The organism is Psychroserpens sp. Hel_I_66, assembly GCF_000799465.1.
Taxonomy (GTDB): Bacteria; Bacteroidota; Bacteroidia; order Flavobacteriales; family Flavobacteriaceae; genus Psychroserpens.
Map to the genome: position 1 here is coordinate 3,796,645 of NZ_JUGU01000001.1, position 23,069 is coordinate 3,819,713.

Consider the following 23,069-nt stretch of genomic DNA (forward strand, 5'->3'; position numbering starts at 1 on the left):
TTATTTCTTCTCAACCAATCCACGAGTTAACCAACCTCTTCTACTCGCAGTTGCGATAGCATACGGTGTGATCCAGAATAAACCGAAAGTATATAGAATGCTGTAAGAATATGCCCAAATAGATTCTGAAATATTATACCGCTTAGAATAGAAAATAACAGAAAACGATGACAGTATTAAGATGCTAAAAAATGTAGATCCTAAAAAGAGTAGTGGATGAACCATAACAAAAAGCAACATCATTAAAACAAATGGATAGCTCAACAACATTTCTAAAAACTGACTAACAAACAATAATCTTATTCCAGATTTATTGCCTTCTCTAAAATTAGTAAATACATATTTTGCCATAGCAAGGTTTTCACGCACATTACTTCGTCCCCATCTAATAAACATTTTGTAGAGTCCAGTAAAATCTTCTGGTACGTTTGTATAAGCCACAGCATTTTTTTGAAACAATACATGCTTACCTTGCTTTAAAATCATATTGGTCATCGCGCGATCCTCGCCAATATCTGATGGTTTACCCATAAATGTTTGGTTGATCCATTCTGGTAAACATTTATGCACAGCGCTGCTTCTATATGCTGCCAATGCTCCTGGAGTACACAAAACGGAATTTAATTTGCTTTCTGCAGATCTAACGAATTCAAAACTCAGTACAAAGCTAACATCCAGCATTTTTGGAAGTATTGCTTTTTTATTGTTCAACACTCTTATGTTTCCTGCAACCGCTCCACATTTTTCATCTTTTACAAATGGACTTACCAAATTTCTTAAAGTATCTCCGTTTACAATAGAATCACTATCTACAGTAACAAATATGTCTCCTATTCCCAAATTAAAACCTCTGTAAAGTGCGTGACGTTTTCCTTTGTTTTCTGGTTGTTGCAAAATAACCAAACGGTCTCCCAATTTATGTTTAGCATCTTGCATCCAGCTCCAAGTATCATCTTTACTACCATCATCAATAGATAATATTTCGATTTTTTCTTGCGGATAATCACTTTCTGCTAAACTCATTAATGTGTCCCAAACTTGCTTTCCTTCATTGTAAGCTGGTACAATAACCGTTATTCTTGGTAACTCAGTATCAGATACTGATGACACAGGTTTATACCTAAAAAATTTGTAGAGCATAAACAGAAACAAACCTGCTTTAAAAGAAAATAATGTGGTTGTGAACACAACCAACGTGGTTCCCCAAAAAGAAGTAAGACGTTCTGCATTAATTATTGTAAAATCATCACGAAATACACTAAAAAAGTAAATCCCAATGCTTATCAATACAAACGTGCTAAAAATTACCCAGAGGTTACGACGAATTTCGCTATCGTGGGTATCTACATCAAAGCGGTTAAAGAAAGAGTGAATGTTATTTGAAAGTTTATTTTTTTTGTTGGAGATAATTGACTTTGGTTCGTTTAGAGTCTGTTTGTTAAAGTTCATTTAATAATCTAGATATTTGAGTTACTATTATGTTTTCTAGATGTACGTTTACTACTCGAGTTATAGATTTTTTTTAGTATTCTTTTATGACTAATTGTTGAATTTTAACTTTTCCGAAGAAAAAAAAACCTCAAACAGAATGACTTCCATTTGAGGTTTATTTAATGATTGAGAATTAGAAATTAATCGTCTTTTCTGTCTTCTCTAGCTTTACGATCATCACGACGATCATCACGACGATTATCACGTCCGCGATTATCTCTTCCTCTGTTATTGTCACGTCCACCAGAACGTTTATCATCTCTTGGTGGTCTTTCCTTAAAGCCTTCTGGTTTTGGTAAAATTGCTTTACGGGATACTTTCTCTTTACGTGTTCTAGAATCTATTCCGAAGTATTTTACATCAAAAACATCTCCCATGTTGACCACATCAGATACATTTTCGGTACGTTCCCAAGCTAGCTCAGATACGTGCAATAACACTTCGTTTCCTGGTGCGTCCATATACTCAACAACAGCTCCAAAATCTAGCATCTTGATCACTTTTACTTCGTAAACGCTACCAACTTCTGGCTTAAACAAAATAGCATCAATTCTTGCCATAACAGCATCAATACCTTTTTTACCTACACCTAAAATTTCAACGATACCTTCTTCGGTCACTGGATCTTCGTTAATAACGATAGTCGTTTCAGTTTCCTTTTGCATTTCTTGAATCACTTTTCCTCCTGGTCCAATCAACGCTCCAATAAATTCGTTAGGAACTCTTCTTGTAACCATAGTAGGTGCATGTTCTTTAACATCTGCATTAGGTGTAGCAATTGTATCTGTCAATTTCTCTAGGATATGTAAACGACCTTCACGAGCTTGTTTTAATGCATTCACTAAAATCTCATATGATAAACCTTTTACTTTAATGTCCATTTGGCAAGCTGTAATACCATCTGCAGTACCAGTTACTTTAAAATCCATATCTCCTAAATGATCTTCATCACCTAAAATATCAGACAATACAGCATACTTTTCGCCTTGCGAAATTAATCCCATTGCAATACCCGAAACTGGTTTCTTTAATTGAACACCAGCATCCATAAGTGCCATTGTACCAGCACAAACAGTTGCCATAGAAGAAGAACCGTTAGATTCTAAAACTTCAGAAACCACACGTACCGTATAAGGACATTCATCTGGAACCATACCTTTTAAAGCACGTTGTGCTAAGTTACCGTGACCTACTTCTCTACGAGATGTTCCACGAATTGGTCTAGCTTCTCCAGTTGAAAAAGGAGGGAAGTTGTAATGTAAATAGAAACGCTCTTCACCTTCTTGAGATGGCATATCTATTTGATTTGCATCTCTAGACGTACCTAAAGTTACGGTTGCCAAAGCTTGAGTTTCCCCACGTGTAAAGATTGAAGAACCGTGTGTTGATGGTAAGTAATCTACCTCGCACCAAATTGGTCTAATCTCGTCAGTCTTACGACCATCTAAACGCAAACCTTCGTTTAAGGTTAAATCTCTAATGGCAGCTTTTTCAGCCTTATAATAATATTTTGAAAGTAAATCTCCGTATTCTTCCTGCTCTTCTTCGGAAAATGTCGCCTTGATGTCTTCTTTGATTTCAGAAAAAGAATTGCTTCTTTCATGTTTGGCAGATCCAGCTTTTGCAATTGCATACACTTTATCATAAGCCATGTCATGAATTTTCTTTTCTAAATCCTCATCTTCTCTTTCACCTTCGTATTCACGAGTTTCTTTCTTTCCGAAAGCTTCAGCTAATCTTACCTGAGCAGCACATTGTGCTTTTATAGCTTCATGAGCGAACTTAATGGCTTCAGCCATTTCTTCTTCGGAAATTTCATCCATTTCACCTTCTACCATCATAACAGAATCTGCAGAAGCACCAATCATCATATCGATGTCAGACTCTGCTAATTGAGCAAATGTAGGGTTGATGACAAACTCACCATTGATACGACCAACTCTAGCTTCAGAAATTGGGCATTCAAAAGGAAAATCTGATAATTGGATAGCAGCAGAAGCAGCTAAACCAGCCATTGCATCTGGCATCACATTCTCATCATGAGACATTAATTGAATCATCACCTGAGTTTCAGAGTGGTAATCTTTTGGGAATAATGGACGTAATACTCTATCCACCAAACGCATCGTTAATACTTCACCATCACTAGGTCTTGCTTCTCTTTTAAAGAAACCACCTGGATAACGACCAGCTGCAGCGAACTTCTCGCGATAATCTACTGTTAATGGTAAAAAGTCTACTGGACTTTGTTTGTAATTGGAAACAACTGTACATAATAACATACATTTTCCTGATTGCACAACAACAGAACCGTGTGCCTGTTTTGCTAATTTTCCGGTTTCGATAGAGATTTCTCTACCATCACCAAGGTCAATGACCTCTCTAAAAACTTTTGGAATCATAAATTTTTTTAATTCTTGTACAAATGTGCCAAAGCATCATTAGTACTGTTAAACAATGGTCGTTGTGTTGTTGTGTAGTTGTTGTAGTATGACCAATGAAAAACTATATAAGCTTCTTCAATTCGATTTTTAGACGCTTTCGATTGCGTGGTATATAAACAAAAAGAGGCTATAAAGCCTCTTTTTTTTATTTTCTTAATCCTAATTCTTTAACAATTGCACGATATCTTAAGACATCTTTCTTGGTTAAGTAATCTAATAATGATCTTCTCTTACCAACTAATTTTACTAGAGAGCGCTCAGTGTTATAATCTTTACGATTATTTTTTAAGTGCCCAGTTAAGTGGTTTATTCTGTAAGTGAATAATGCGATTTGACCTTCTGCAGTTCCAGTGTCTTGCGCACTTTTGCCATGTTTTTTAAAGATGGCTTCTTTTTCTTTTTGATCTAAATACATGCTAATATTATTGTAAATGATTTTTATGTACGTTGAAAGTCTTTCTTTCAAGCTGCAAAGATACTCTTTTTTTACAATTCTAAAAGTTCTTCAAAAAAGTTTTTGAGTTAATATTTTATGTTTTTTTTATAAAATAGCTATTATATAAACGTTAAATTTATTTGATTAATCCATTTTAAACCCTTAGCAATTGCATAAAAACCTAAGTTTAGTAAAAGACGAACTTTTTGAAAACATCTTCACATATGCTTATGGAGGTATAGCTATTGTTGGTCTAAAAGGCAATTGGGTTAAAGTAAATGACAGTATTTGCGAATTGTTTGGTTATACCAAAGAAGAACTTTACAATTTATCTTTTCAAGATATTACTCATCGTGATGATCTAGATGTCGATTTAGATCATATGAACCAATTATTGGGAGATGAGATTCAAAACTATCAAATAGAGAAACGATATTTTCATAAAAAAGGTCATGTTGTTTGGGCGTTATTATCTGTTTCTATTGTTAGGGATACTCTTGGGAATCCATTATATTTTATTTCGCAAATAATAGATATTTCAAATCAAAAATCTGCAAATTGGCACATGCAATTTTTAATGAATGTGGTTAAAGGTCAAAACGAAAAGTTAAACGATTTTGCACATATTGCTACTCATGATATAAGAACACATGTAGGTAATCTAGGCTCTATTACTGAGTTCCTTGAAGAAGATATAGACTCGCTCGCTGATAATGAAAATTATAAAATGCTAAAAGAGTCTATCAAAAACCTTGATGAGACCATAAAACATCTTAATGATATTCGATTGGATAAGCCTAAAAAATTTAATTCTTTAAATGAACTGGACTTATATGATTATGTAAAAAAAGCAATGTATAATATTAGTGCTATTGCTAAAAAGGAGCAATGTGAAATAATTAATCTTGTAGATAAGGATTTAAGGGTTTTAGGTATTGAAGCTTACTTAGATAGTATAATCTTAAACTTTTTAACTAATTCAATTAAATATAGGTCTCCAGATCGTAATGCAGTTATTGAAATCAGCACAGCAGTTAAGGGAATTTATGTTATTTTAAAAATAAAAGATAATGGCTTAGGTATTGATCTTGAAAAGAATAAAGATAAATTATTCACTTTAAATGGAACTTTACATAAACATCACGATTCTCGAGGAGTTGGTTTGTATATTACTAAAAGCCATATTGAAAGCATTGGTGGTAAAATAGAGGTAGAGAGTAAAGTTGATGAGGGCACCTGCTTCACCATTTATCTTTTAAAAGGATAAAGAGCTAAATCTTTAAATAGGTTAAAAGCCTAAAGAAGTATGTTCACATAATCGTTTTGAGTTAAATAAATCAAATAATAAGGCAATCCTTAAAATTGATTTCTCTTTATTTTATTGATTAGTAATCAATAACACTTCATTATGCCTAAAAGGTTGAACTCAGTTAAACGTCAACTATTCGAAAATATTTTTAAATATTCTAATGGCGGAATAGCAATAGTAGGTTTAGATGGGAGTTGGATAGAAGTAAATGATAGTATATCAAATATGTTTGGATATAGTAAATCTGAACTTTATAAAATGTCGTTTCAAGATATAACACATAAAGAAGATTTAGATAAAGATATACAATATGTACACGATTTATTAAATGGTCAAATTGAAGATTTCCAAGATGAGAAGAGGTATTTCCATAAATACGGTCATGTTATTTGGACTTTAATTTCAGTATCTTTAATGAGAGATGAAAACGGTGATCCTATGTATTTCATTTCTCAAATAGTCGATATTTCTGAGCAAAAAGAATCCAATAGACAACTTGAGCTGTTAATGCATATTGCAGATAAGCAAAATGATAAATTGATGAGTTTTGCCCACATCGCGACTCATGATATAAGAACCCATGTTGGAAATTTAAATACCATATCTAACTTCATTGAAGAAGAACATGAGTATTTGAGAAAAGACGATAATTTCACGCTTTTAAAAGATGCCCTCAATCAACTTAATGATACTCTATCGCATTTGAACACGATAAGAAAGCAAGATTTGACTGATGTTAAAAACCTCAAAGTCTTAAACCTTAAAAAATTATAACAGCAGTCTCTTATAACGTAACAGCAATTGCTAATCTTTACAAATTTAAAATTATCAATAATGTTAGCAACCAGATTAATGTATTGGGAATTGAAGCCTATCTGGATAGTATTCTATTAAACTTTATTACAAATGCCATAAAATATAGAGAAGAAGAAAGACAATCATTTATAGAAATAAATGCAACCGAAAAAGATGCCTTTGTTGTTATCACTTTTGAAGATAATGGATTGGGTATTGATCTAAATGAAAATGGAAAGAAATTATTTAAACTAAACTCAACTTTTCATAAAAAAAAGGATTCTAGAGGCATAGGGTTATTCATCACAAAAAACCATATTGAAAGTATGGGTGGTAAAATTCAAGTCTCTAGCAAAGTTGGAGTAGGTACACGTTTTACTGTATTTCTTCGGAAAGCTTAAATTAAATAAAGCATAAAAAAAGCGAGCCGAATGGCTCGCTTTTTTTTATGCTCTCAAAGGCTGATTCGTTATCAAATCTATATATAAATTCACCTTATCTTTTAGTTTGCTTCTCTGTGTAATGAAATCTAAAAATCCATGTTCCAATAAAAACTCAGAGGTTTGGAAATCTTCTGGTAAATCTTGACCTGTTGTATCCTTAACAACCCTTGGTCCTGCGAAACCTATTAACGCACCAGGCTCACTAATATTAATATCACCTAACATGGCAAAAGACGCTGTTGTGCCTCCTGTAGTTGGATCTGTTGCTAAAGATATATACGGTATTCCTGCGTCTGCAAGTTGTGCTAAACGCACCGATGTTTTTGCTAATTGCATAAGTGATAATGCAGCTTCCATCATACGAGCGCCTCCAGATTTTGAAATAATCATAAAAGGTATTTTTTTGTCAAGTGAATATTTTGCTGCTCGAGCAATTTTTTCACCAACAACGCTTCCCATAGAACCTCCAATAAATGTAAAATCCATACAGGCTACTACTAAATCCTTTCCTTTAGATTTACCTACTGCTGTACGAACTGCATCCTTTAGGTTTGTTTTTTCTTGCGCAGCTTTTAAGCGGTCTGGATATTTTTTTGTGTCCTCAAATTTTAAAGGATCTTTAGACGTTAGGTTAGCGTCTAATTCTTTAAATTTATTGTCATCAAATAGTATTTCAAAATATTCTCTACTACCAATCCTTACGTGGTATCCATCTTCTGGACTTACATAAAAGTTCTTTTCAAGTTCTTCTGTATCAATTATTTTACCGGTTGGAGATTTGTACCACAGCCCTTTGGGTGTGTCTTTCTTTTCTTCGGTTGAGGTTGTTATCCCTTTTTCTTTTCTTTTAAACCAAGACATATTTTAAATTTTCGATATTAAATATACGAAATTAGATCTGTTCTAAATCGAAATCTGCGTTAAGGATCGTAGCGACATCCTTTTTTGAAATTGGTTTCCTTTTTTGAAAACCAATCTTAAAAAAGATATAGCGTAGAGCCTGACGACAAAATTAAACACAAAAAGTTTAATTTTGTGGTAACGCCCAAAAAAATATTGAATCAAATAAGCTTAAATATTTTGTGAAAGCCTAATTTATTTGATTATAAGGTGTTTACGTTATTGAGGTCTTCAAACGCTTTTTTAAGACGTTCTACAAATGCATCTTCGCCTTTTCGTAACCAAACGCGAGGATCGTAATATTTTTTGTTTGGTGATGCTGGACCGTCTGGAGAGCCTAATTGTGTTTTTAAATAGTCTACTTTTTCTCCCATATAATCACGAACACCGCTCATGAAAGCGTATTGCATATCGGTATCGATATTCATTTTTATGACACCATAGCCAATAGCTTCTTGAATTTCTTCTTCGGTTGAACCAGATCCACCGTGAAATACAAAATCAATATGGTTGTGCGGTAAGTTGTGTTTTTTCGATAAAAACTCTTGAGAGTTCTTTAAGATTTTTGGTGTTAATTTTACATTTCCCGGTTTGTAAACACCGTGCACGTTACCAAAAGCTGCAGCGATTGTAAATTGGTCACTTATTTTGCTAAGCTCTTCGTAAGCATATGCAACTTCTTCTGGTTGTGTGTATAATTTAGATTCATCAACATCACTATTGTCTACACCATCTTCTTCACCACCTGTAATCCCTAATTCTATTTCTAGAGTCATGCCCATTTTGCTCATGCGCTCAAGGTATGTTTTACAGATTTCTATATTTTCTTCAATTGGTTCTTCGGAAAGATCTATCATGTGGGAACTGTAAAGAGACTTACCAGTTTCTTTATAATGTTGTTCACTTGCATCTAGCAAACCGTCAATCCAGGGCAATAATTTTTTTGCGCAATGGTCTGTATGTAAAATAACTGGTACTCCATAAGCTTCTGCCATGAGGTGAACATGTTTTGCACCTGCAATTGAACCTGCGATAGCTGCTTTTTGGTCTTCATTGCTTAGTCCTTTTCCTGCATTGAATTGCGCGCCTCCATTTGAAAATTGAATGATTACCGGAGCATTTAATGCTTTTGCGGTTTCTAAAACTCCGTTTATGGTGTTAGAGCCAATAACGTTTACTGCTGGTAAAGCAAATCCTTTTTTTTTTGCGAGTTTAAATATTGCTTGAACTTCTTTTCCTGTAGCAACTCCTGGTTTTATGTTGTGAGCCATGATTTATTTTAGTTGTATGTTAAGTTTCAAAAGTACGTAAAATTTGAATAATTGTCCTGGTTTTTAAGACTTTCATAAGATAGAAATTAACGCAAACGTTATCGTTTCCGAAGAAAAATAAGATAAAAAAAGTGCTTTTAAAAAGGGTAGTTTACTCCAATATTATAAACTGCGTTATTGAAATTATAGTCTTTGAACCATCTATTGCCAAGCGGTCTTGAAGGGTCATAAGTTTTGAAACCAATATCTCCTCTAAGTACAAAAAAACTAAAGTCATAACGAATACCAAAACCAGAGCCAACTGCAATATCCTTTAAGGACGAGAAACCATCAAAGGTGGCAGCTTCATCTTCTACGTTATCGAAAACATTCCAAATATTGCCTGCGTCTACAAAAACAGCTCCATTAAATCGACCAAGTAAATTAAAGCGTTGCTCTGCACTTAAGGTTATTTTCATATTGGCTTCGTTAAACTCATTGGTGGATAATGAGCTTCCCGGACCTAAATTGTATGCGGTCCAAGCTCTAATATCATTAGGTCCACCCGCAAAAAAACTCTTTGCAAACGGGATGTTTTCTGAATTACCATAAGGAATGGCAATTCCAAAATAACTGCGTATTGCAAATTCATTTTTTCTGCCTAGATCCCAATGTTTTACGTAATCAATTTCTGTTTTGATATACTGGGAAAAAGGGACACCAAACACTTCGTACCTACCGTCTTGGTTCTTGTTTAGATTTAAAACGTTGGATAGGTTAGAAAGGAGGTTTCCTGCAAACTCTATTCTGAACCTTACAAGCGAGAAGTTTTTATCCAATAGATTTTCTCTTCTGTTTTTTATGTAGTTAAAACTGGATGAGAAAATAAGGTTGTCTTCTGTAAGTCGGTCTTTTCTTTGTTTTATATTATTAACCGTTATAAAATCTTCGTCTGCACTGGTGAGTGCGGTGTTGCCATTTACGACATCATTTATAAATTGATCTGCTGGAGCGTAAGACCCACCTTCTGTTACTGGGTCTCTTAAAACTTCATTTTGGCCAATAAACCCTATGTTTTGAGCTATAATATTTAACCTGTCAAACGAATTTTGATACACTCCAAAATAGTTGCCAATATTGAGGTTTTTTACAAACTGTACATTAAATAAATCAAAATTATTGGTTACTTTTTTTGTAGGATACCAATTGTAGTTCACTGCACCCGTAAATGCTTGTTTATCAAGACCAATATTTCTTTGACTTGTCGCGCTAAGGTTGATTCTTGTGCTAGGTGACATGTATTTGGGTATTATTTTTTCCGTATTGAAAGGGAGAAAAAATCTAGGGATATTTAATCTTATGTTTCCGCCAACTTCAGTAATATCAAAAAATTGATCATTAGTATTCGAGGCGTCTCTGGAAGACCCAATAGAACCAAGTCCAGAAATTTCTAAGGTCTCTGCACCTCTAAAAATGTTTCTTATCAACAACCCTGTATTGAATGCAAAACCAACCGTTTGAATGTTACTTTGTGAAATTTCAAAGCTAGTGGTGAGTTCAAATTTTTTCTTCGGAATGAGATACACATTTGCGGTTAATGTTGAATCTTGCTCATTTGGGATATAGTCAATTCTTGGATATCTAAAGGCTTGTAGTTCGCTTAAATAGCGATAGGTTCTGGTTCTGTCAATATCTTTAAATACATCATTTTTATTGATGAATACTGCGTCTGTTATGGCTTTTGGTCTGTATTTTAATTTGTTAAAACTATAAAGGTTATAACCTTTAAAGGTCACAGAATCGGTAATGGTAGAATCCCGATATTCATTTTTGAAATCTGTAAAAATATTGACATCCTTGATTTTGTAAACCTTAAAAGGAACACGAGCAACAGAATCTTCATTTCTAATCGCTCTATTGGCGATAATCAAATCAGTATTTATTTTTTTATTGGTACGAACGGTATCAATATCGAACGTTATATAATCTTGTCCAAAATAATAAAACCCAGAGTTTCTTAATTGCGTAGTAAGTCTGTCGCGCTCGTTAGCATAGTTCTCCTCGTCATATTGTTGTCCTTTCTTGATTAGAGAACCGTTTTTTAATTGAGAACGATATATAGAATCAATAACAGGTGTTTTGATGGTTGCTCGAATAGAGTCTAAGATAAAAGGATCTCCAGTGGTAACATTATACGTGACTTTCGCCTTTTGGGAGCTATCCTTTTCGGTTTCAAAAGAAGTTTCTACTTCAAACCAGCCTTTACTAAAATAGTATTTTTTGAGAGCTAGTGCTGTTTTTTCAGCTCTGGCTTCATTGTAAATCGCTGGTGCTTCGCCAGTTTTTTTGAGCCAAGTATTAACGCTTTTCTTAGACCGTATTAAGGCCTCATATTGTTTAATAGATAATAATTTTTTTAATCCTGTTTTAGGATTTTCAGGATTACGGTATTTATTGTTTAAAATTGAATCTATATTTGGTCTCGCTAAATTATAGATGTGAACTCTAAGAGGTATTCCCAAAAGTGTCCCGTTTGGTTTTTGGTATTGTAGGTTGTCAATAGTTTCAGAAGTTGTTTTTTTCTCATTGACCAAAACAGTATTGCTCACCAATAAATGCTCATCTTTTTTAACGCGTTTCATGACATCGCAGGAGTAGTTCGTGCATATCATGGTAATGATCAACAATCTTAAAACGTTATTTTTCAAAAAGGAAAAGTTTTGCATTTAAATTCAATCCAAATTTACAGTTTTTATCGTGTTCTCTTGTGTTAGAATAACAAATAATACACCAAAAAAGTATTACTTTGTATTTTAATTAGAATTAGAGAAAATTTATCGATTCAATGCTTACAAAAAACCATATAAAACTAATTACGAGTCTAAGTCAAAAAAAGTTTAGACAACAACATCAATTATTTGTGGTTGAGGGTATAAAGGGTGTTGAGGAGTTCTTAAATTCTAGTTTTGAGTTACATCTCCTGTTTTCTACGGAATCTATTTTTAATGCGGAAACTGTTATTATTTCTGAAAAGGAACTCCAAAAGATAAGTCAGTTAAAGACAGCAAATACTGCGCTTGCGGTTTTTGAAATTCCGAAGAAAAAAGAATTACTTCACACTGGGTTGATATTGGCGTTGGATGACGTTCGCGATCCCGGAAATTTAGGCACAATCATTAGGCTTTGTGATTGGTTTGGAATAAAACATCTTGTCTGTAGCAATACAACCGTAGATTGTTACAACTCAAAAGTGGTGCAGGCTACTATGGGATCATTGACAAGGGTCGATATTCAATTTGTGGATTTAGAGGCGTATTTGAGAGCGTATAAAGGCGATATCTTCGGAACGTTTATGGACGGAAACACGATCTACAAAGAAAGCTTACCAAACAAAGGTGTAATCGTTATGGGTAATGAGGCCAACGGGATTTCGGCAGAAATAGAACAACTGGTCACCAAAAAAATAAGCATCCCAAGATTTGGAGCATTACAAGCTACTGAAAGTTTGAATGTTGCCACTGCTACAGCAATTGTATTAAATGAGTTTAAGAGGGATTGATTTTGAAGAATCAAATTTCCGAAGAAAGCATCTGAAAAATTCTTGAACTACATAAAATATCCAATACCTCAACGCTGAGCAGGCTTTTACTGAAACGTAAAATTCAAGAAAATACCACGAGTTTTCATAGTATTTATATTTCCTGTCCATGGGCTATTTGGATCTTCATCTCTCACCAACTCGTCATTAAGTGCAAAAACACCTCGAATAGATGGTGTAAATTTAAACCACTGGTTGTAAAAATCTATCCCAAAACCTAACTCATAAAAAAGCACGCTTTTTTTAGTTCTAAACTGCCCAGCAGCATTATCGTCTGGATTTTCTTCATTACTTGAGAGGTTTAGAGCTGTAGAAAAACCGCCTATAAGAAAAGGCTTTATGTTATTGATTCTTTTTGTGGACACTTTTAACAATAAAGGAAAATGTACATAAGTTGATTTGACCTCACGCATTAAATCAGAATCATTAAACTCCAAACCGGTAAAGTAGGCTGGATCATATTGTAGGTTTCTAGTCGTGATGAACAAACCAGGTTCAAAACGTAAATCAAAATAATCGTTAATTCTAAGATTTGATATTAAGCCTACACTAAAGCCCAGGGTATTATCAACTAAAATATCTGGTTGATCTTCTTCGTACTGAAATTGATAATCATAGCTATTAAAGCCCAGGTAAAATCCCCATGACAATCTTTGCTTATCAAAGTTTTCAATATTTTTTATCTTTTCCTTGGTAAATAATTGCGCACTAACGGTTTGCGACGCAATCAAAAAGGCTAAAATTATAAGTACTCTCTTCATAAATTACATTAATGACTTAGAAACGTGTTAGGCTTTTGTTGCGGTATAAATTGTGGCAACACCTAAAGTTTGCGGTTTGTCTTGCACGTTAATAAACCCAATTTTACGTAAAATATTGTTTAAAACCTCACCATATGGAAAAACTGATGCAGATTCACTCAAATAGGTGTAAGCCGATTGGTCTTTAGAAAACAATTTGCCTATGTTAGACATTACGTATTTGGTATAAAACTTATAGCCTTGTTTAAATGGTGTTTTTGTAGGAACAGAAGTTTCTAATATGACGAAAATCCCGTTTGGTTTTAATACTCTCAGTATTTCTGCCAGTCCTTTTTCTAGAGTTTCGAAATTTCTAACACCAAACGCAACGGTAATGGCATCAAAGCTGTTATCTTCAAAAGGGAGATTTTCAGAATCACCAACAACCATATTAATAAGATTGTCTAAATTTTTATTCTTAATTTTTGTACGACCAACCTCTAACATGCCATCGCTAATATCCAAACCTATAATTTCCTTAGCATTCGTTTTGGCTAAACTTATGGCAAGGTCACCAGTACCAGTTGCGATGTCCAAAATGCGCTCAGGATTTGTTTTTGAAACAATATCGACCACTTTATTGCGCCATTTAATGTCTATGCCAAAAGAAATAACACGATTTAAACCATCATATTCTTTTGATATATTATCAAACATTTGAGTGACTTGTTGCTTTTTGTTAAGCTCACTATCCTTGTATGGAGTAACTTTTGAGGACATTATTTTTTTTGCAAATATACTTAAAACTAACCGCTTTATACAATTTATAACCTATTTTGAAACGATTACTATGATAGAATAATGTAGTATATTTGTATGCTTTTTTGAATAAAAAAAATCTATGAAAATTATTATTGCAGGTGCAGGAGAGGTTGGATTTCATTTAGCTAAACTATTATCATACGAGTCACAAGAGATAACACTAATTGATACTGATAAAAATAGTCTAGCCTATGCCAGTAACCATTTAGATATTAGAGTTATAAAGGGAGATGTAACATCCATTTCTATACTAAAGGATGCAAGAATTGATACTTCGGAATTATTTATAGCAGTAACATCTTCAGAAACTACGAACATTACAGCTTGCGTACTCGCTAAGCAATTGGGAGCAAAGCAAACCATTGCCAGAATCTCAAATTCAGAATTTTTAGATCAAGAAGATGGTCTTGGTTTTACAAAATTTGGAATTGATGAGCTCATTTCCCCTGAAAATCTAGCAGCTTCGGAAATTGAACTATTACTCAACCAATATGGTTTTAATGATACCTATGAGTTTGAAGAAGGTAAATTAAAGATGTTGAGTTTGCGTTTGTCAAGAACAGCAAGTTTTGTAGGTAAAACAGTAAGGGAAGCAGCAAAAGTATTTCCAGAATTACATTTTGTACCTATCGTTATACAGCGTTTTGGGACACAATATACCATTATCCCAAGAGGAGATACCGAATTTAAAGAAGGAGACAAAGTTGTGTTTATGACATCCAAAGGTGGAGATGCGGAGCTCTTCGAACTTTCAGGAAAAGTAAAAGCAGAACTTAAAAACATCATGATTTTAGGCGGTAGTAAAATAGGTTATAAAACCGCAAAAGATCTCTGTCAAGGTAAATACAAAGTGAAACTTATTGAGAGTGATGCAGAAATTGCTTTTGAATGTGCAGACGATCTGCCAAATGCACTCGTTATTAATGGAGACGGTAGAAATGTAGAGCTTCTTGAAGAAGAAAACATTTCAGATATGGATGCTTTTATATCTGTAACAGGAAATTCTGAAACAAATATTATGTCATGCCTTGTTGCGAAATCTAAAGGTGTGAAAAAAACCATAGCACTGGTAGAGAATATGGATTATTATCAACTATCACAATCTATTGGTATTGATACATTGATTAACAAAAAACTACTTGCTGCCAATAATATATTTAGATATATAAGACGAGGAGAAGTTTTAGCAATGACAAAACTTACAAATATGAATGCAGAGTTATTGGAGTTTGAGGTGAATTCAAACTCAAAAATCACTCAAAATAAAATCAAGGATCTTGATTTTCCGCGTTCTGCAATAATAGGAGGTGTCATTAGGGATGATGTAGGCATTATTCCTTTAGGGGATTTTAAAATAGAAATAGGAGATAAGGTCGTGGTTTGCAGTTTGCCTAGAGCAATCACACAAGTAGAACGTTTCTTTTTCTAATTGATATCAAAAATAATGAAGCTCAATTATAAAATCATTTTTCATTTCTTCGGGTTGCTTTGTCTATTTAATGGCGGTTTCATGATCTTATCAACACTAATTAGCCTTATTTATGATGATGGTGTTACTTTAGAGCTATTTGGAGCTGGTCTTCTCGTGCTTTTAGTAGGTGGGATTTCTATGTTTCTTACAAAAGGGCATAAAAAAGAACTTAATAAAAGAGATGGTTACATTGTAGTTGCTTTTGGTTGGATCGTAATGGCCTTGACTGGGACAATACCTTATTTAACCACAGGAGCCATACCAGGATTCACAAATGCTTTTTTTGAAACCATGTCTGGTTATACCACAACTGGAGCCACTATTTTAAGCGATATTGAAGCAGTTCCAAAAGGCGTTTTATTCTGGAGAAGTATGACCCATTGGATTGGTGGAATGGGAATTATCGTTTTAGCCATTGCCATTTTACCATTGTTGGGCATTGGAGGCATGCAGTTATTTGCTGCGGAAGCTCCAGGTCCCAATGCAGATAAACTTCATCCTAGAATTACAGATACCGCTAAACGTTTATGGTTAATTTATTTTGGTTATACAGCAGCTGAAACTATTTTGCTTCAAGTTGCAGGAATGAGCTTTTTTGATGCTATAAACCACTCATTATGTACCCTCTCTACTGGCGGATTTTCAACCAAAAACGCAAGTGTTGCCTATTGGAATGGGCAACCTATAATTCAATATATTATTATATTATTTATGTTTTTAGCAGGTACAAACTTTGTATTGAGCTATTTTGCATTTAAGGGGAAAATTCAAAAAGCAATATTTGACGAAGAGTTTAAATTGTACTTCAAATTCATAGCTTTGTTTACAATCATAGCGTCATTGATTATATATTTTAATGCAGATTTTTCAATATCTTCTATTGATCATCCAATGGTTTATGGAAAAGCCGAAGCTTCTTTTAGGCACGCCTTGTTTCAAGTAATTTCGGTTATCACCACAACTGGTTTTATTACTGCAGATTATACTTTATGGACACCGTTTTTGGTGGTTTTCTTTTTCGGTTTGATGTTTTTGGGAGGTTCCGCAGGAAGCACTTCTGGAGGTGTTAAAGTCGTACGCCATATGATTATGATAAAAAATGGCTTTCTAGAATTTAAGCGCGCATTGCATCCTAACGCGATTCTGCCAGTGCGATACAATCAAAAAGCGGTACCAGGAAATATTGTATTTAATATTCTTGGCTTTTTTATTTTATACATGTTATCCTTTATTGTTGGTGCTTTAGTGTTTTCTATGTTTAAAATAGATTTTGAATCTGCAATTGGTCTATCCGCCTCAAGTTTAGGAAATGTTGGACCAGCGTTGGGCAATTTCGGACCCGTAAATAATTATGAAGCATTGCCAGCTTTGGGTAAATGGTGGTCATCCTTTTTGATGCTTATAGGTCGATTAGAACTCTTCACTGTTTTAATATTATTGACACCCTTTTTCTGGAGAAATCGTTAAAATTCCAATTATTTTTAAAATTATTTTTTCTTCGGAAATATGAATATCCATAGCTATTTCGGGAATTTTGTATTGGTTTTTAAGGGTTTATAAATAAAATTGCCTGTAACATTTTATGTAACTGTACGTCTTATTTGTATAATCAACAACCGCTGAATGTTTCAGCATTAAACCAATCAATCATGGAATTAGTAATAACATCATCGCATTTAAAGCCAGAATCAAAACGTAGATTAAAAACCCAATTTGTAAGACCAGAAGGTTTATTGAATTCAAACTACAAGTCTATCGTAAACGGTAATTTAAAAAATGCAAATTCATCATCAATCTTTGGTATTAAGCAAAGCTTAAAAGGCAGACAATATCAATTTACTTCAAGTATCGATACACTTTTAAAACTGTCTGTTTTTGCGATCGTATTAGCTTTTGTAATCTAAAAAAGCTTTTATAATTAGACCTTTTTAACTGGTACGATTAGGTGCTCACCTAAAACTATCTTTTATATTTTTTAACTATCGCTTTTTGATTCATTTTATGATTTCTAAAGCACTAGTGTACTTCAATTTTAACTGTTGAACCTCTGAAAGAAATTTTTAGGATAAATAAAGATATTATGAGCATCGCATCAATGAATAGCGTAATTAACAATAATAGAAAGTTATTAAAAAACGGAAAACGTGTACCTTTTACCAAAATGAACGGTGGTTCTGGTAAAAAACGAGACTATAAAAGATATGTGTTACCAGAGGTGTTTCCTCATGTTTTGAGACGTGTAAGAATAAAAATTAAGAGACAGAATAGGCTATTGCTAATAAGGAAAATTGGTGTTGGAACTTTTGTGGTATTAATATTTTTATACTGGTTTTATAGATTACAATATGGATAAAAAAAGACCTTTTAGATTGTTTTTGATTTCTAAAAGGTCTTTAAATTGTTTGTAACTGATTTCTTTAACTAACCGCTTCCTTGATTCTTTTTATAGCTTCAATAATCTGCTCTTGTGACGCAGCGTAAGATATACGAATACAATCTGGATTTCCAAAAGCGACTCCTGTCACTGTAGCAACATTTGCATGTTCTAAAATGTAAAGAGAAAAGTCTGTTGCGTTCTCAATTTTTTTTCCTTTTAAGGTTTTTCCGAAGAAAAAAGAAATATTTGGGAACACATAAAATGCACCTTCTGGAACGTTTGTTTTAAAGCCTTCGATTTCGTTTAATAGCCCTAAAATTAACTCTCGTCTTACTTTAAACTCGTCAATCATAAATTGAACACGACTTGGAGATTCATTCAATGCGGTTATTACAGCACGTTGTGCTATACAATTTGCACCACTAGTGATTTGACCTTGCATTTTAGTGGAAGCTCTTGCTATTTTTTCTGGAGCACCAATATATCCAATTCTCCAGCCCGTCATGGCGAATGCTTTTGAAACACCATTTACGGTAACAGTTCTATCAAACATATCATCAAATTGTGCCATACTTGCATGACCACCAATAAAGTTGATGTGCTCATATATTTCATCTGAAACGACTATGATATCTGGATGGTTTTGCAATACATCTGCAAGTGCTCTCAATTCTGATTCACTATAAACAGATCCACTGGGATTGCATGGAGAACTGTACCAAATCATTTTAGTTTTTGGAGTAATTGCAGCTTCTAATTGTTTGGGTGTAAGCTTAAAGTCGTTCTCAATGGAAGTCTTCACTTCAACAGGAACACCTTCATTAAGTTTAACAATATCACTGTAACTTACCCAGTAAGGACATGGTAAAATAACTTCATCGCCTTTGTTTAACAAAACTGCTGCAATATTGGCCAGCGACTGTTTTGCACCTGTAGACACTACAATTTGTGCATGGGTATAAGTAAGATGGTTATCTCTTTTGAATTTAGTGATAATGGCATCTTTTAAATCTACATAACCATCTACAGGAGAATAAGAGTTATAATTATCATTGATAGCTTGAATTGCTGCCTCTTTAATATAGTCTGGTGTATTAAAATCTGGCTCTCCAAGACTTAAGCCAATTATATCTTTGCCTTCTGCTTTTAGTTCTCTGGTTTTTGCTGCCATTGCTAATGTGGCAGAAGTTGCCATATTAAGAACTCTATCTGAAAGTTGTGTCATTTAAAATAGTTGGTTGTTGTGATTGATTAGCTCATTGCTGGTTTCATTCCCATTTGTTTTAGGAATCTAAAATGTGCAACAATAGCTTTTCTTGTGGTTTCGTATTCTTTGTATGGTAAATTAAATTCGTTTGCGGTTTCTCTGACTATTTTAGAGATTTTTCCGTAGTGAATATGACTTATATGCGGAAAAATATGATGCTCGACTTGATGATTAAGTCCGCCGGTATACCAATTTATAATTTTACTTTTTGCGCCAAAATTAACAGTTGTATTAAGTTGATGAATAGCCCAAGTATTTTTCATAGTTCCGCATTCTTCTGGTAAAGGCATTTCTGCTTCATCCATGACATGTGCCAATTGAAATGTAACGCTCAAAATCAATCCTGCTACATAGTGCATCACGAAGAAACCAATTAAGATCTTCCACCAAGCGATGTCTAAAACGAGCATAGGTATTACAATCCAAATAGAAATATAAACAATTTTTGAAATCACTAATTTAGTCCAATTAGTTACTGGGTTTGGTAATTTGCCATAAGATAACTTGCGTTTCATATAACGATACATCTGCTGAAAATCTGTTGTGATTGCCCAGTTTATTGTCAAAAGACCGTAAAGTAATACTGAATAATAATGTTGAAATCTATGGTGCTTGTGCCATTCTGAATGTTTAGAAAAACGTAAGACGCGACCTGCCTCTAGGTCTTCATCATGACCGTGAATATTGGTATAAGTATGATGAAGCACATTGTGTTGTACTTTCCAGTTATAAACGTTTCCTGCAAGAATATAAATACTACTTCCCATTAAGCGGTTAACCCACTCTTTATTTGAAAATGAACCATGATTACCATCGTGCATCACATTCATTCCCACTCCAGCCATGCCAATTCCCATGACTATTGTTAAGATTAACTGTAACCATCCTGGAATATCTAAGGTTAGAATTAAAAAATAAGGCAATAAAAATATAGTAAACATGATTATGGTTTTTAACCATATTTTCCAATTCCCGGTACGCTTTAAATTGTTTTCTTTAAAGTAAGTATTGACACGCTTATTTAGAGTTCTGAAGAATTTAGCAGAATCTGTTCTTGAGAAAGATAATGTTTGTGTACTCATGCTATTAATTTTTGAATATAACGTAATATGTCACGTTTTCATATCTGAGCAAAGATAATTAATAATTACTGTGCTTTAGATAATAAAATCTTAAAAATATCGACATAAAAATACATACTTTTGTGAAAATCTTAAAAGAATGGAGCTTTTACAACATTATTTTCCTGATTTAACTGGGGAACAAATTGTTCAGTTTAAAAAATTAGAGGACCTTTATAAAGACTGGAATTTAAAAATCAATGTCGTTTCACGTAAAGATATTGATGAGCTGTATCTACGCCATGTTTTGCATTCTTTGGGTATTGCAAAGTTAATTAGGTTTAAGCCAGACTCTAATATTTTAGATGTAGGTACTGGAGGAGGTTTTCCAGGAATACCGTTAGCTATTTTGCATCCCGAAAGTCAATTTCATCTGGTAGATAGTATTGCTAAAAAATTAAAAGTGGTTGGTGAGGTTGTAGAAGGTTTGGGTCTTACAAATGTAAGAACGACTCATAGTAGAGTTGAGGAGATTGATGAACAATTTGATTTTATTGTAAGTAGGGCAGTAGCTGCAATGCCAACTTTTGTGCATTGGGTAAAAGGTAAAATTGCAAAAACACAAAATCACGAACTAAAAAACGGAATTTTATATTTAAAAGGTGGTGATCTTAGCGAGGAGTTAGAGACCTACCAAACTGCAACAGTTTATAATCTTCAGGATTATTTTAAAGAAGAGTTTTTTGAAACTAAAAAACTGGTGCACTTACCAATAAAATACCGTGGATAAAAAGAAGCTTCATGATTTTTTATGAAGCTTCTTTGTTTATTCTATTTGATTTAGAATGCAGTTGATACGTTTAAAGATAATCCTGTGTTTTCTGGTACAAACCTGCAAACACCTCCAACACAAAATAAACCACCACGCTGTCTTCCGTAGTTAAGGGCTACTCTTGTTGCTCCCTTGGTATAACTTCCACCAAAATTATAATAATGGTTTTGATCCTCTTCAATATCATTTCCGTAGTTATAAATATCAGCAACGTAGAAAGCTAAATTACGATTGACCACATACTCTAATGTGCCTCCAGCCCAATTTTTATTGTCTTCTTTGGAAAATAGATGCTGAGCCTCAAGTCTTATTGATTTGCCATAATCAAATTTTCTTGTTGTTTCAGCAACGATAATATTAGATGTTATGGCTTCATCATTAGGGATATATGAACCTTCAATTGCTAGGTTTTTATTGATTTTTAAGTTTTGATAGAATAAAACGCTACTCCAGTCTTTAGACCATTTTTTCTTAATTTCAAAATTGATGTCCTTGTAGAGTTTTTCTCCAAATTTTAAAAATTCAGCATCGTAAGTAGAATTGTCTTGGTTAAATGTTGCATCCAAAAGAGACCAGTAAGACATGTTACCGGTTATCTTGGTGCCATATTTACCTCCAATTGGAGATCCTTTCTTAAAGGTGTAATAGATATCTATTTGTCCGCCAATTTCCCCAGCTTGTCCTCCAAAATTTTGAATAAAAAGTGGAGACTGTGCTTGGTACAAATATATGTTAGACAATGCGTAATCTTGCTGCTTTGTTAGTGCAGGTAAAAAATTTATACTTCCCATCCCAAAAGGATTGTTTCCAGGTTTTAGTAATTCTCTTTCAGAGAAAAAGGTCATGTTTTCCAAACGCCTAAACGTACTGGAGACACCAAAGCCTTTAACGGTGTAGCCTGTAGTGAATAAAAGTGCGCTACCATCAAAGTATTGTCCTTCAATAATATTTGGCTGGCCTATTGAGGCAGGAGTGTAGGATATGTCTTCACCTTTAATAGAGTATTCTGAATTAATAAAAAATTTGCCAAAGTCAATATCAAATCTAAAGGCATAAGAATTTATTAATTCTGGGAAATCTGTATCGTCAAAAGTGTTTTCAGGGTCAAATTCATCAACAGGGGGAGTGAAATCTTCACTCTTGCCAACATAACTTGCTCCAAAATTAAATCGAGATAAATTTTCAATATCTAAGACTTCTTTTAAGTCTAAGTTTAAATCTAATCCAAATACATCACCTTCAGAATGATCAAATCCAATTCTATTTTTCCCATATAAAGCAGTTAAATTTAAATAATTGGTTGGCATGTATTTTATGCGTCCACCTCTTAAAGCATTATTAAGACCTAATTGTCGTTCTTCAAAAGCTCTTAATAATAATCCACTACCAAATTGCTCATAAAAATGGCCTGCAGTGATATCTAATTTTTCATTTCTAAAATTAATATAGTAGTTAGAGAGTTCAGTTCCTCTATACTCGGGGAAGTAGCTCAATAAAGGTAAAGGCTCGTAACTTTCTACTTGTACACCAATAGTGAAGTTTTTTAAGAAATTATAATCCAGTCTCAAATAACTGTTAGCTCTTAGATGTTTATTTTCCAAATCAAATTCTGGGATAGGATCTTCAAAGTCTCCTAAAACATTATCATTGACATACCATTGGGCATTGGATTCGAAACTACCCGTTAGATTATTTAAAAATTGATTAAAAATAGTTTCTTTATCGCTCTCTGTTTCTTGAGAAAAACTAAATAGGGGAAGTATAAGCAAAAATAAAACCGTAGTTTTTTTCATGATTAGGTTGTTGATTAGTTAGAAAGGGTTGATTTGTTAA

The 23,069-nt window shown here is 33.6% G+C and carries 20 protein-coding genes; 9 read left to right on the forward strand and 11 right to left on the reverse strand.

The window, feature by feature from the left end:
• The 3 genes from GQ40_RS16765 to rpsO form a co-directional block, all read right to left on the reverse strand.
• Entirely contained in the window at positions 1–1,449 is a 1,449-nt protein-coding gene (locus GQ40_RS16765; protein ID WP_081990239.1) for a glycosyltransferase, read from the reverse strand.
• Positions 1,450–1,631: 182 nt separating this feature from the next.
• On the reverse strand, positions 1,632–3,893 hold the full coding sequence (locus tag GQ40_RS16770; protein ID WP_047551079.1) for a polyribonucleotide nucleotidyltransferase: 2,262 nt from the start codon (positions 3,891–3,893) through the stop codon (positions 1,632–1,634).
• 187 nt (positions 3,894–4,080) lie between these two features.
• Entirely contained in the window at positions 4,081–4,350 is a 270-nt protein-coding gene (gene rpsO / locus GQ40_RS16775; RefSeq protein ID WP_047552136.1) for a 30S ribosomal protein S15, read from the reverse strand.
• Between the two features lie 190 nt (positions 4,351–4,540).
• Between rpsO and GQ40_RS16780 the strand changes: the two genes are divergently transcribed.
• The 3 genes from GQ40_RS16780 (at position 4,541) to GQ40_RS16790 (ending at position 6,876) form a co-directional block, all read left to right on the forward strand.
• On the forward strand, positions 4,541–5,638 hold the full coding sequence (locus tag GQ40_RS16780) for a sensor histidine kinase (protein WP_047551082.1): 1,098 nt from the start codon (positions 4,541–4,543) through the stop codon (positions 5,636–5,638).
• 141 nt (positions 5,639–5,779) lie between these two features.
• Positions 5,780–6,454 carry a PAS domain S-box protein gene (locus tag GQ40_RS16785; protein ID WP_052184313.1) on the forward strand — a complete coding sequence of 225 codons (675 nt, stop codon included), beginning with the start codon at positions 5,780–5,782 and terminating at the stop codon, positions 6,452–6,454.
• Positions 6,455–6,537: 83 nt separating this feature from the next.
• Complete coding sequence (locus tag GQ40_RS16790; RefSeq protein WP_047551085.1) at positions 6,538–6,876, forward strand: ATP-binding protein; 339 nt, start codon at positions 6,538–6,540, stop codon at positions 6,874–6,876.
• 45 nt (positions 6,877–6,921) lie between these two features.
• Here GQ40_RS16790 and accD read toward each other — a convergent pair whose 3' ends face one another.
• The 3 genes from accD to GQ40_RS16805 form a co-directional block, all read right to left on the reverse strand.
• On the reverse strand, positions 6,922–7,779 hold the full coding sequence (gene accD / locus GQ40_RS16795) for an acetyl-CoA carboxylase, carboxyltransferase subunit beta (RefSeq protein ID WP_047551088.1): 858 nt from the start codon (positions 7,777–7,779) through the stop codon (positions 6,922–6,924).
• Between the two features lie 242 nt (positions 7,780–8,021).
• Positions 8,022–9,089: a class II fructose-bisphosphate aldolase gene (gene fbaA / locus GQ40_RS16800; protein ID WP_047551091.1), complete on the reverse strand. Its 1,068-nt coding sequence runs from the start codon at positions 9,087–9,089 to the stop codon at positions 8,022–8,024.
• 137 nt (positions 9,090–9,226) lie between these two features.
• Complete coding sequence (locus tag GQ40_RS16805; RefSeq protein WP_047552138.1) at positions 9,227–11,776, reverse strand: BamA/TamA family outer membrane protein; 2,550 nt, start codon at positions 11,774–11,776, stop codon at positions 9,227–9,229.
• A 137-nt stretch (positions 11,777–11,913) separates the two neighbouring features.
• Here GQ40_RS16805 and GQ40_RS16810 point away from each other — a divergent pair, with 137 nt between their 5' ends.
• The gene (locus GQ40_RS16810) at positions 11,914–12,627 is read left to right on the forward strand and encodes a TrmH family RNA methyltransferase (RefSeq protein WP_047551094.1); all 714 of its coding nucleotides are present in this window, start codon (positions 11,914–11,916) and stop codon (positions 12,625–12,627) included.
• Positions 12,628–12,713: 86 nt separating this feature from the next.
• Here the strand turns inward: GQ40_RS16810 and GQ40_RS16815 are convergent, their stop codons facing one another.
• Together GQ40_RS16815 and ubiE are read right to left on the reverse strand one after the other, a co-directional pair.
• Entirely contained in the window at positions 12,714–13,427 is a 714-nt protein-coding gene (locus GQ40_RS16815; protein WP_047551097.1) for a porin family protein, read from the reverse strand.
• A 27-nt stretch (positions 13,428–13,454) separates the two neighbouring features.
• A complete protein-coding gene (ubiE, locus tag GQ40_RS16820; protein ID WP_047551100.1) occupies positions 13,455–14,186 on the reverse strand; it encodes a bifunctional demethylmenaquinone methyltransferase/2-methoxy-6-polyprenyl-1,4-benzoquinol methylase UbiE in 732 nt (243 codons plus the stop codon).
• Positions 14,187–14,307: 121 nt separating this feature from the next.
• Between ubiE and trkA the strand changes: the two genes are divergently transcribed.
• From trkA to GQ40_RS16840, 4 genes are all read left to right on the forward strand, one after another.
• Positions 14,308–15,657: a Trk system potassium transporter TrkA gene (trkA, locus tag GQ40_RS16825; RefSeq protein ID WP_047551103.1), complete on the forward strand. Its 1,350-nt coding sequence runs from the start codon at positions 14,308–14,310 to the stop codon at positions 15,655–15,657.
• A 15-nt stretch (positions 15,658–15,672) separates the two neighbouring features.
• Positions 15,673–17,166, forward strand: a complete 1,494-nt coding sequence (locus tag GQ40_RS16830; protein ID WP_047551105.1) for a TrkH family potassium uptake protein — start codon at positions 15,673–15,675, stop codon at positions 17,164–17,166.
• A 182-nt stretch (positions 17,167–17,348) separates the two neighbouring features.
• Positions 17,349–17,603: a hypothetical protein gene (locus GQ40_RS16835; protein WP_047551108.1), complete on the forward strand. Its 255-nt coding sequence runs from the start codon at positions 17,349–17,351 to the stop codon at positions 17,601–17,603.
• 176 nt (positions 17,604–17,779) lie between these two features.
• On the forward strand, positions 17,780–18,052 hold the full coding sequence (locus GQ40_RS16840) for a hypothetical protein (RefSeq protein WP_156115606.1): 273 nt from the start codon (positions 17,780–17,782) through the stop codon (positions 18,050–18,052).
• Positions 18,053–18,116: 64 nt separating this feature from the next.
• On the opposite strand, the gene GQ40_RS16845 is transcribed toward GQ40_RS16840, so the two are convergent.
• Together GQ40_RS16845 and GQ40_RS16850 are read right to left on the reverse strand one after the other, a co-directional pair.
• On the reverse strand, positions 18,117–19,301 hold the full coding sequence (locus tag GQ40_RS16845) for a pyridoxal phosphate-dependent aminotransferase (protein ID WP_047551113.1): 1,185 nt from the start codon (positions 19,299–19,301) through the stop codon (positions 18,117–18,119).
• Between the two features lie 26 nt (positions 19,302–19,327).
• Entirely contained in the window at positions 19,328–20,425 is a 1,098-nt protein-coding gene (locus tag GQ40_RS16850; RefSeq protein ID WP_047551116.1) for a fatty acid desaturase family protein, read from the reverse strand.
• A 139-nt stretch (positions 20,426–20,564) separates the two neighbouring features.
• Here GQ40_RS16850 and rsmG point away from each other — a divergent pair, with 139 nt between their 5' ends.
• Positions 20,565–21,194: a 16S rRNA (guanine(527)-N(7))-methyltransferase RsmG gene (rsmG, locus tag GQ40_RS16855; protein WP_047551119.1), complete on the forward strand. Its 630-nt coding sequence runs from the start codon at positions 20,565–20,567 to the stop codon at positions 21,192–21,194.
• A 50-nt stretch (positions 21,195–21,244) separates the two neighbouring features.
• Here rsmG and GQ40_RS16860 read toward each other — a convergent pair whose 3' ends face one another.
• Positions 21,245–23,029, reverse strand: a complete 1,785-nt coding sequence (locus GQ40_RS16860) for a DUF6029 family protein (protein ID WP_047551124.1) — start codon at positions 23,027–23,029, stop codon at positions 21,245–21,247.
• Positions 23,030–23,069: the final 40 nt, after the last annotated feature.

Bases quoted from the DNA above. Each gene is read 5' to 3' on its own strand.
- GQ40_RS16765 (WP_081990239.1), bottom strand. From the start codon at position 1,449: ATGAACTTTAACAAACAGACTCTAAACGAACCAAAGTCAATTATCTCC.
- GQ40_RS16845 (WP_047551113.1), bottom strand. From the start codon at position 19,301: ATGACACAACTTTCAGATAGAGTTCTTAATATGGCAACTTCTGCCACA.
- rsmG (WP_047551119.1), top strand. From the start codon at position 20,565: ATGGAGCTTTTACAACATTATTTTCCTGATTTAACTGGGGAACAAATT.
- accD (WP_047551088.1), bottom strand. From the start codon at position 7,779: ATGTCTTGGTTTAAAAGAAAAGAAAAAGGGATAACAACCTCAACCGAA.
- ubiE (WP_047551100.1), bottom strand. From the start codon at position 14,186: ATGTCCTCAAAAGTTACTCCATACAAGGATAGTGAGCTTAACAAAAAG.
- GQ40_RS16835 (WP_047551108.1), top strand. From the start codon at position 17,349: ATGGAATTAGTAATAACATCATCGCATTTAAAGCCAGAATCAAAACGT.
- GQ40_RS16840 (WP_156115606.1), top strand. From the start codon at position 17,780: ATGAGCATCGCATCAATGAATAGCGTAATTAACAATAATAGAAAGTTA.
- GQ40_RS16785 (WP_052184313.1), top strand. From the start codon at position 5,780: ATGCCTAAAAGGTTGAACTCAGTTAAACGTCAACTATTCGAAAATATT.
- GQ40_RS16770 (WP_047551079.1), bottom strand. From the start codon at position 3,893: ATGATTCCAAAAGTTTTTAGAGAGGTCATTGACCTTGGTGATGGTAGA.
- trkA (WP_047551103.1), top strand. From the start codon at position 14,308: ATGAAAATTATTATTGCAGGTGCAGGAGAGGTTGGATTTCATTTAGCT.
- GQ40_RS16830 (WP_047551105.1), top strand. From the start codon at position 15,673: ATGAAGCTCAATTATAAAATCATTTTTCATTTCTTCGGGTTGCTTTGT.
- fbaA (WP_047551091.1), bottom strand. From the start codon at position 9,089: ATGGCTCACAACATAAAACCAGGAGTTGCTACAGGAAAAGAAGTTCAA.
- GQ40_RS16810 (WP_047551094.1), top strand. From the start codon at position 11,914: ATGCTTACAAAAAACCATATAAAACTAATTACGAGTCTAAGTCAAAAA.
- GQ40_RS16815 (WP_047551097.1), bottom strand. From the start codon at position 13,427: ATGAAGAGAGTACTTATAATTTTAGCCTTTTTGATTGCGTCGCAAACC.
- GQ40_RS16850 (WP_047551116.1), bottom strand. From the start codon at position 20,425: ATGAGTACACAAACATTATCTTTCTCAAGAACAGATTCTGCTAAATTC.
- GQ40_RS16860 (WP_047551124.1), bottom strand. From the start codon at position 23,029: ATGAAAAAAACTACGGTTTTATTTTTGCTTATACTTCCCCTATTTAGT.
- rpsO (WP_047552136.1), bottom strand. From the start codon at position 4,350: ATGTATTTAGATCAAAAAGAAAAAGAAGCCATCTTTAAAAAACATGGC.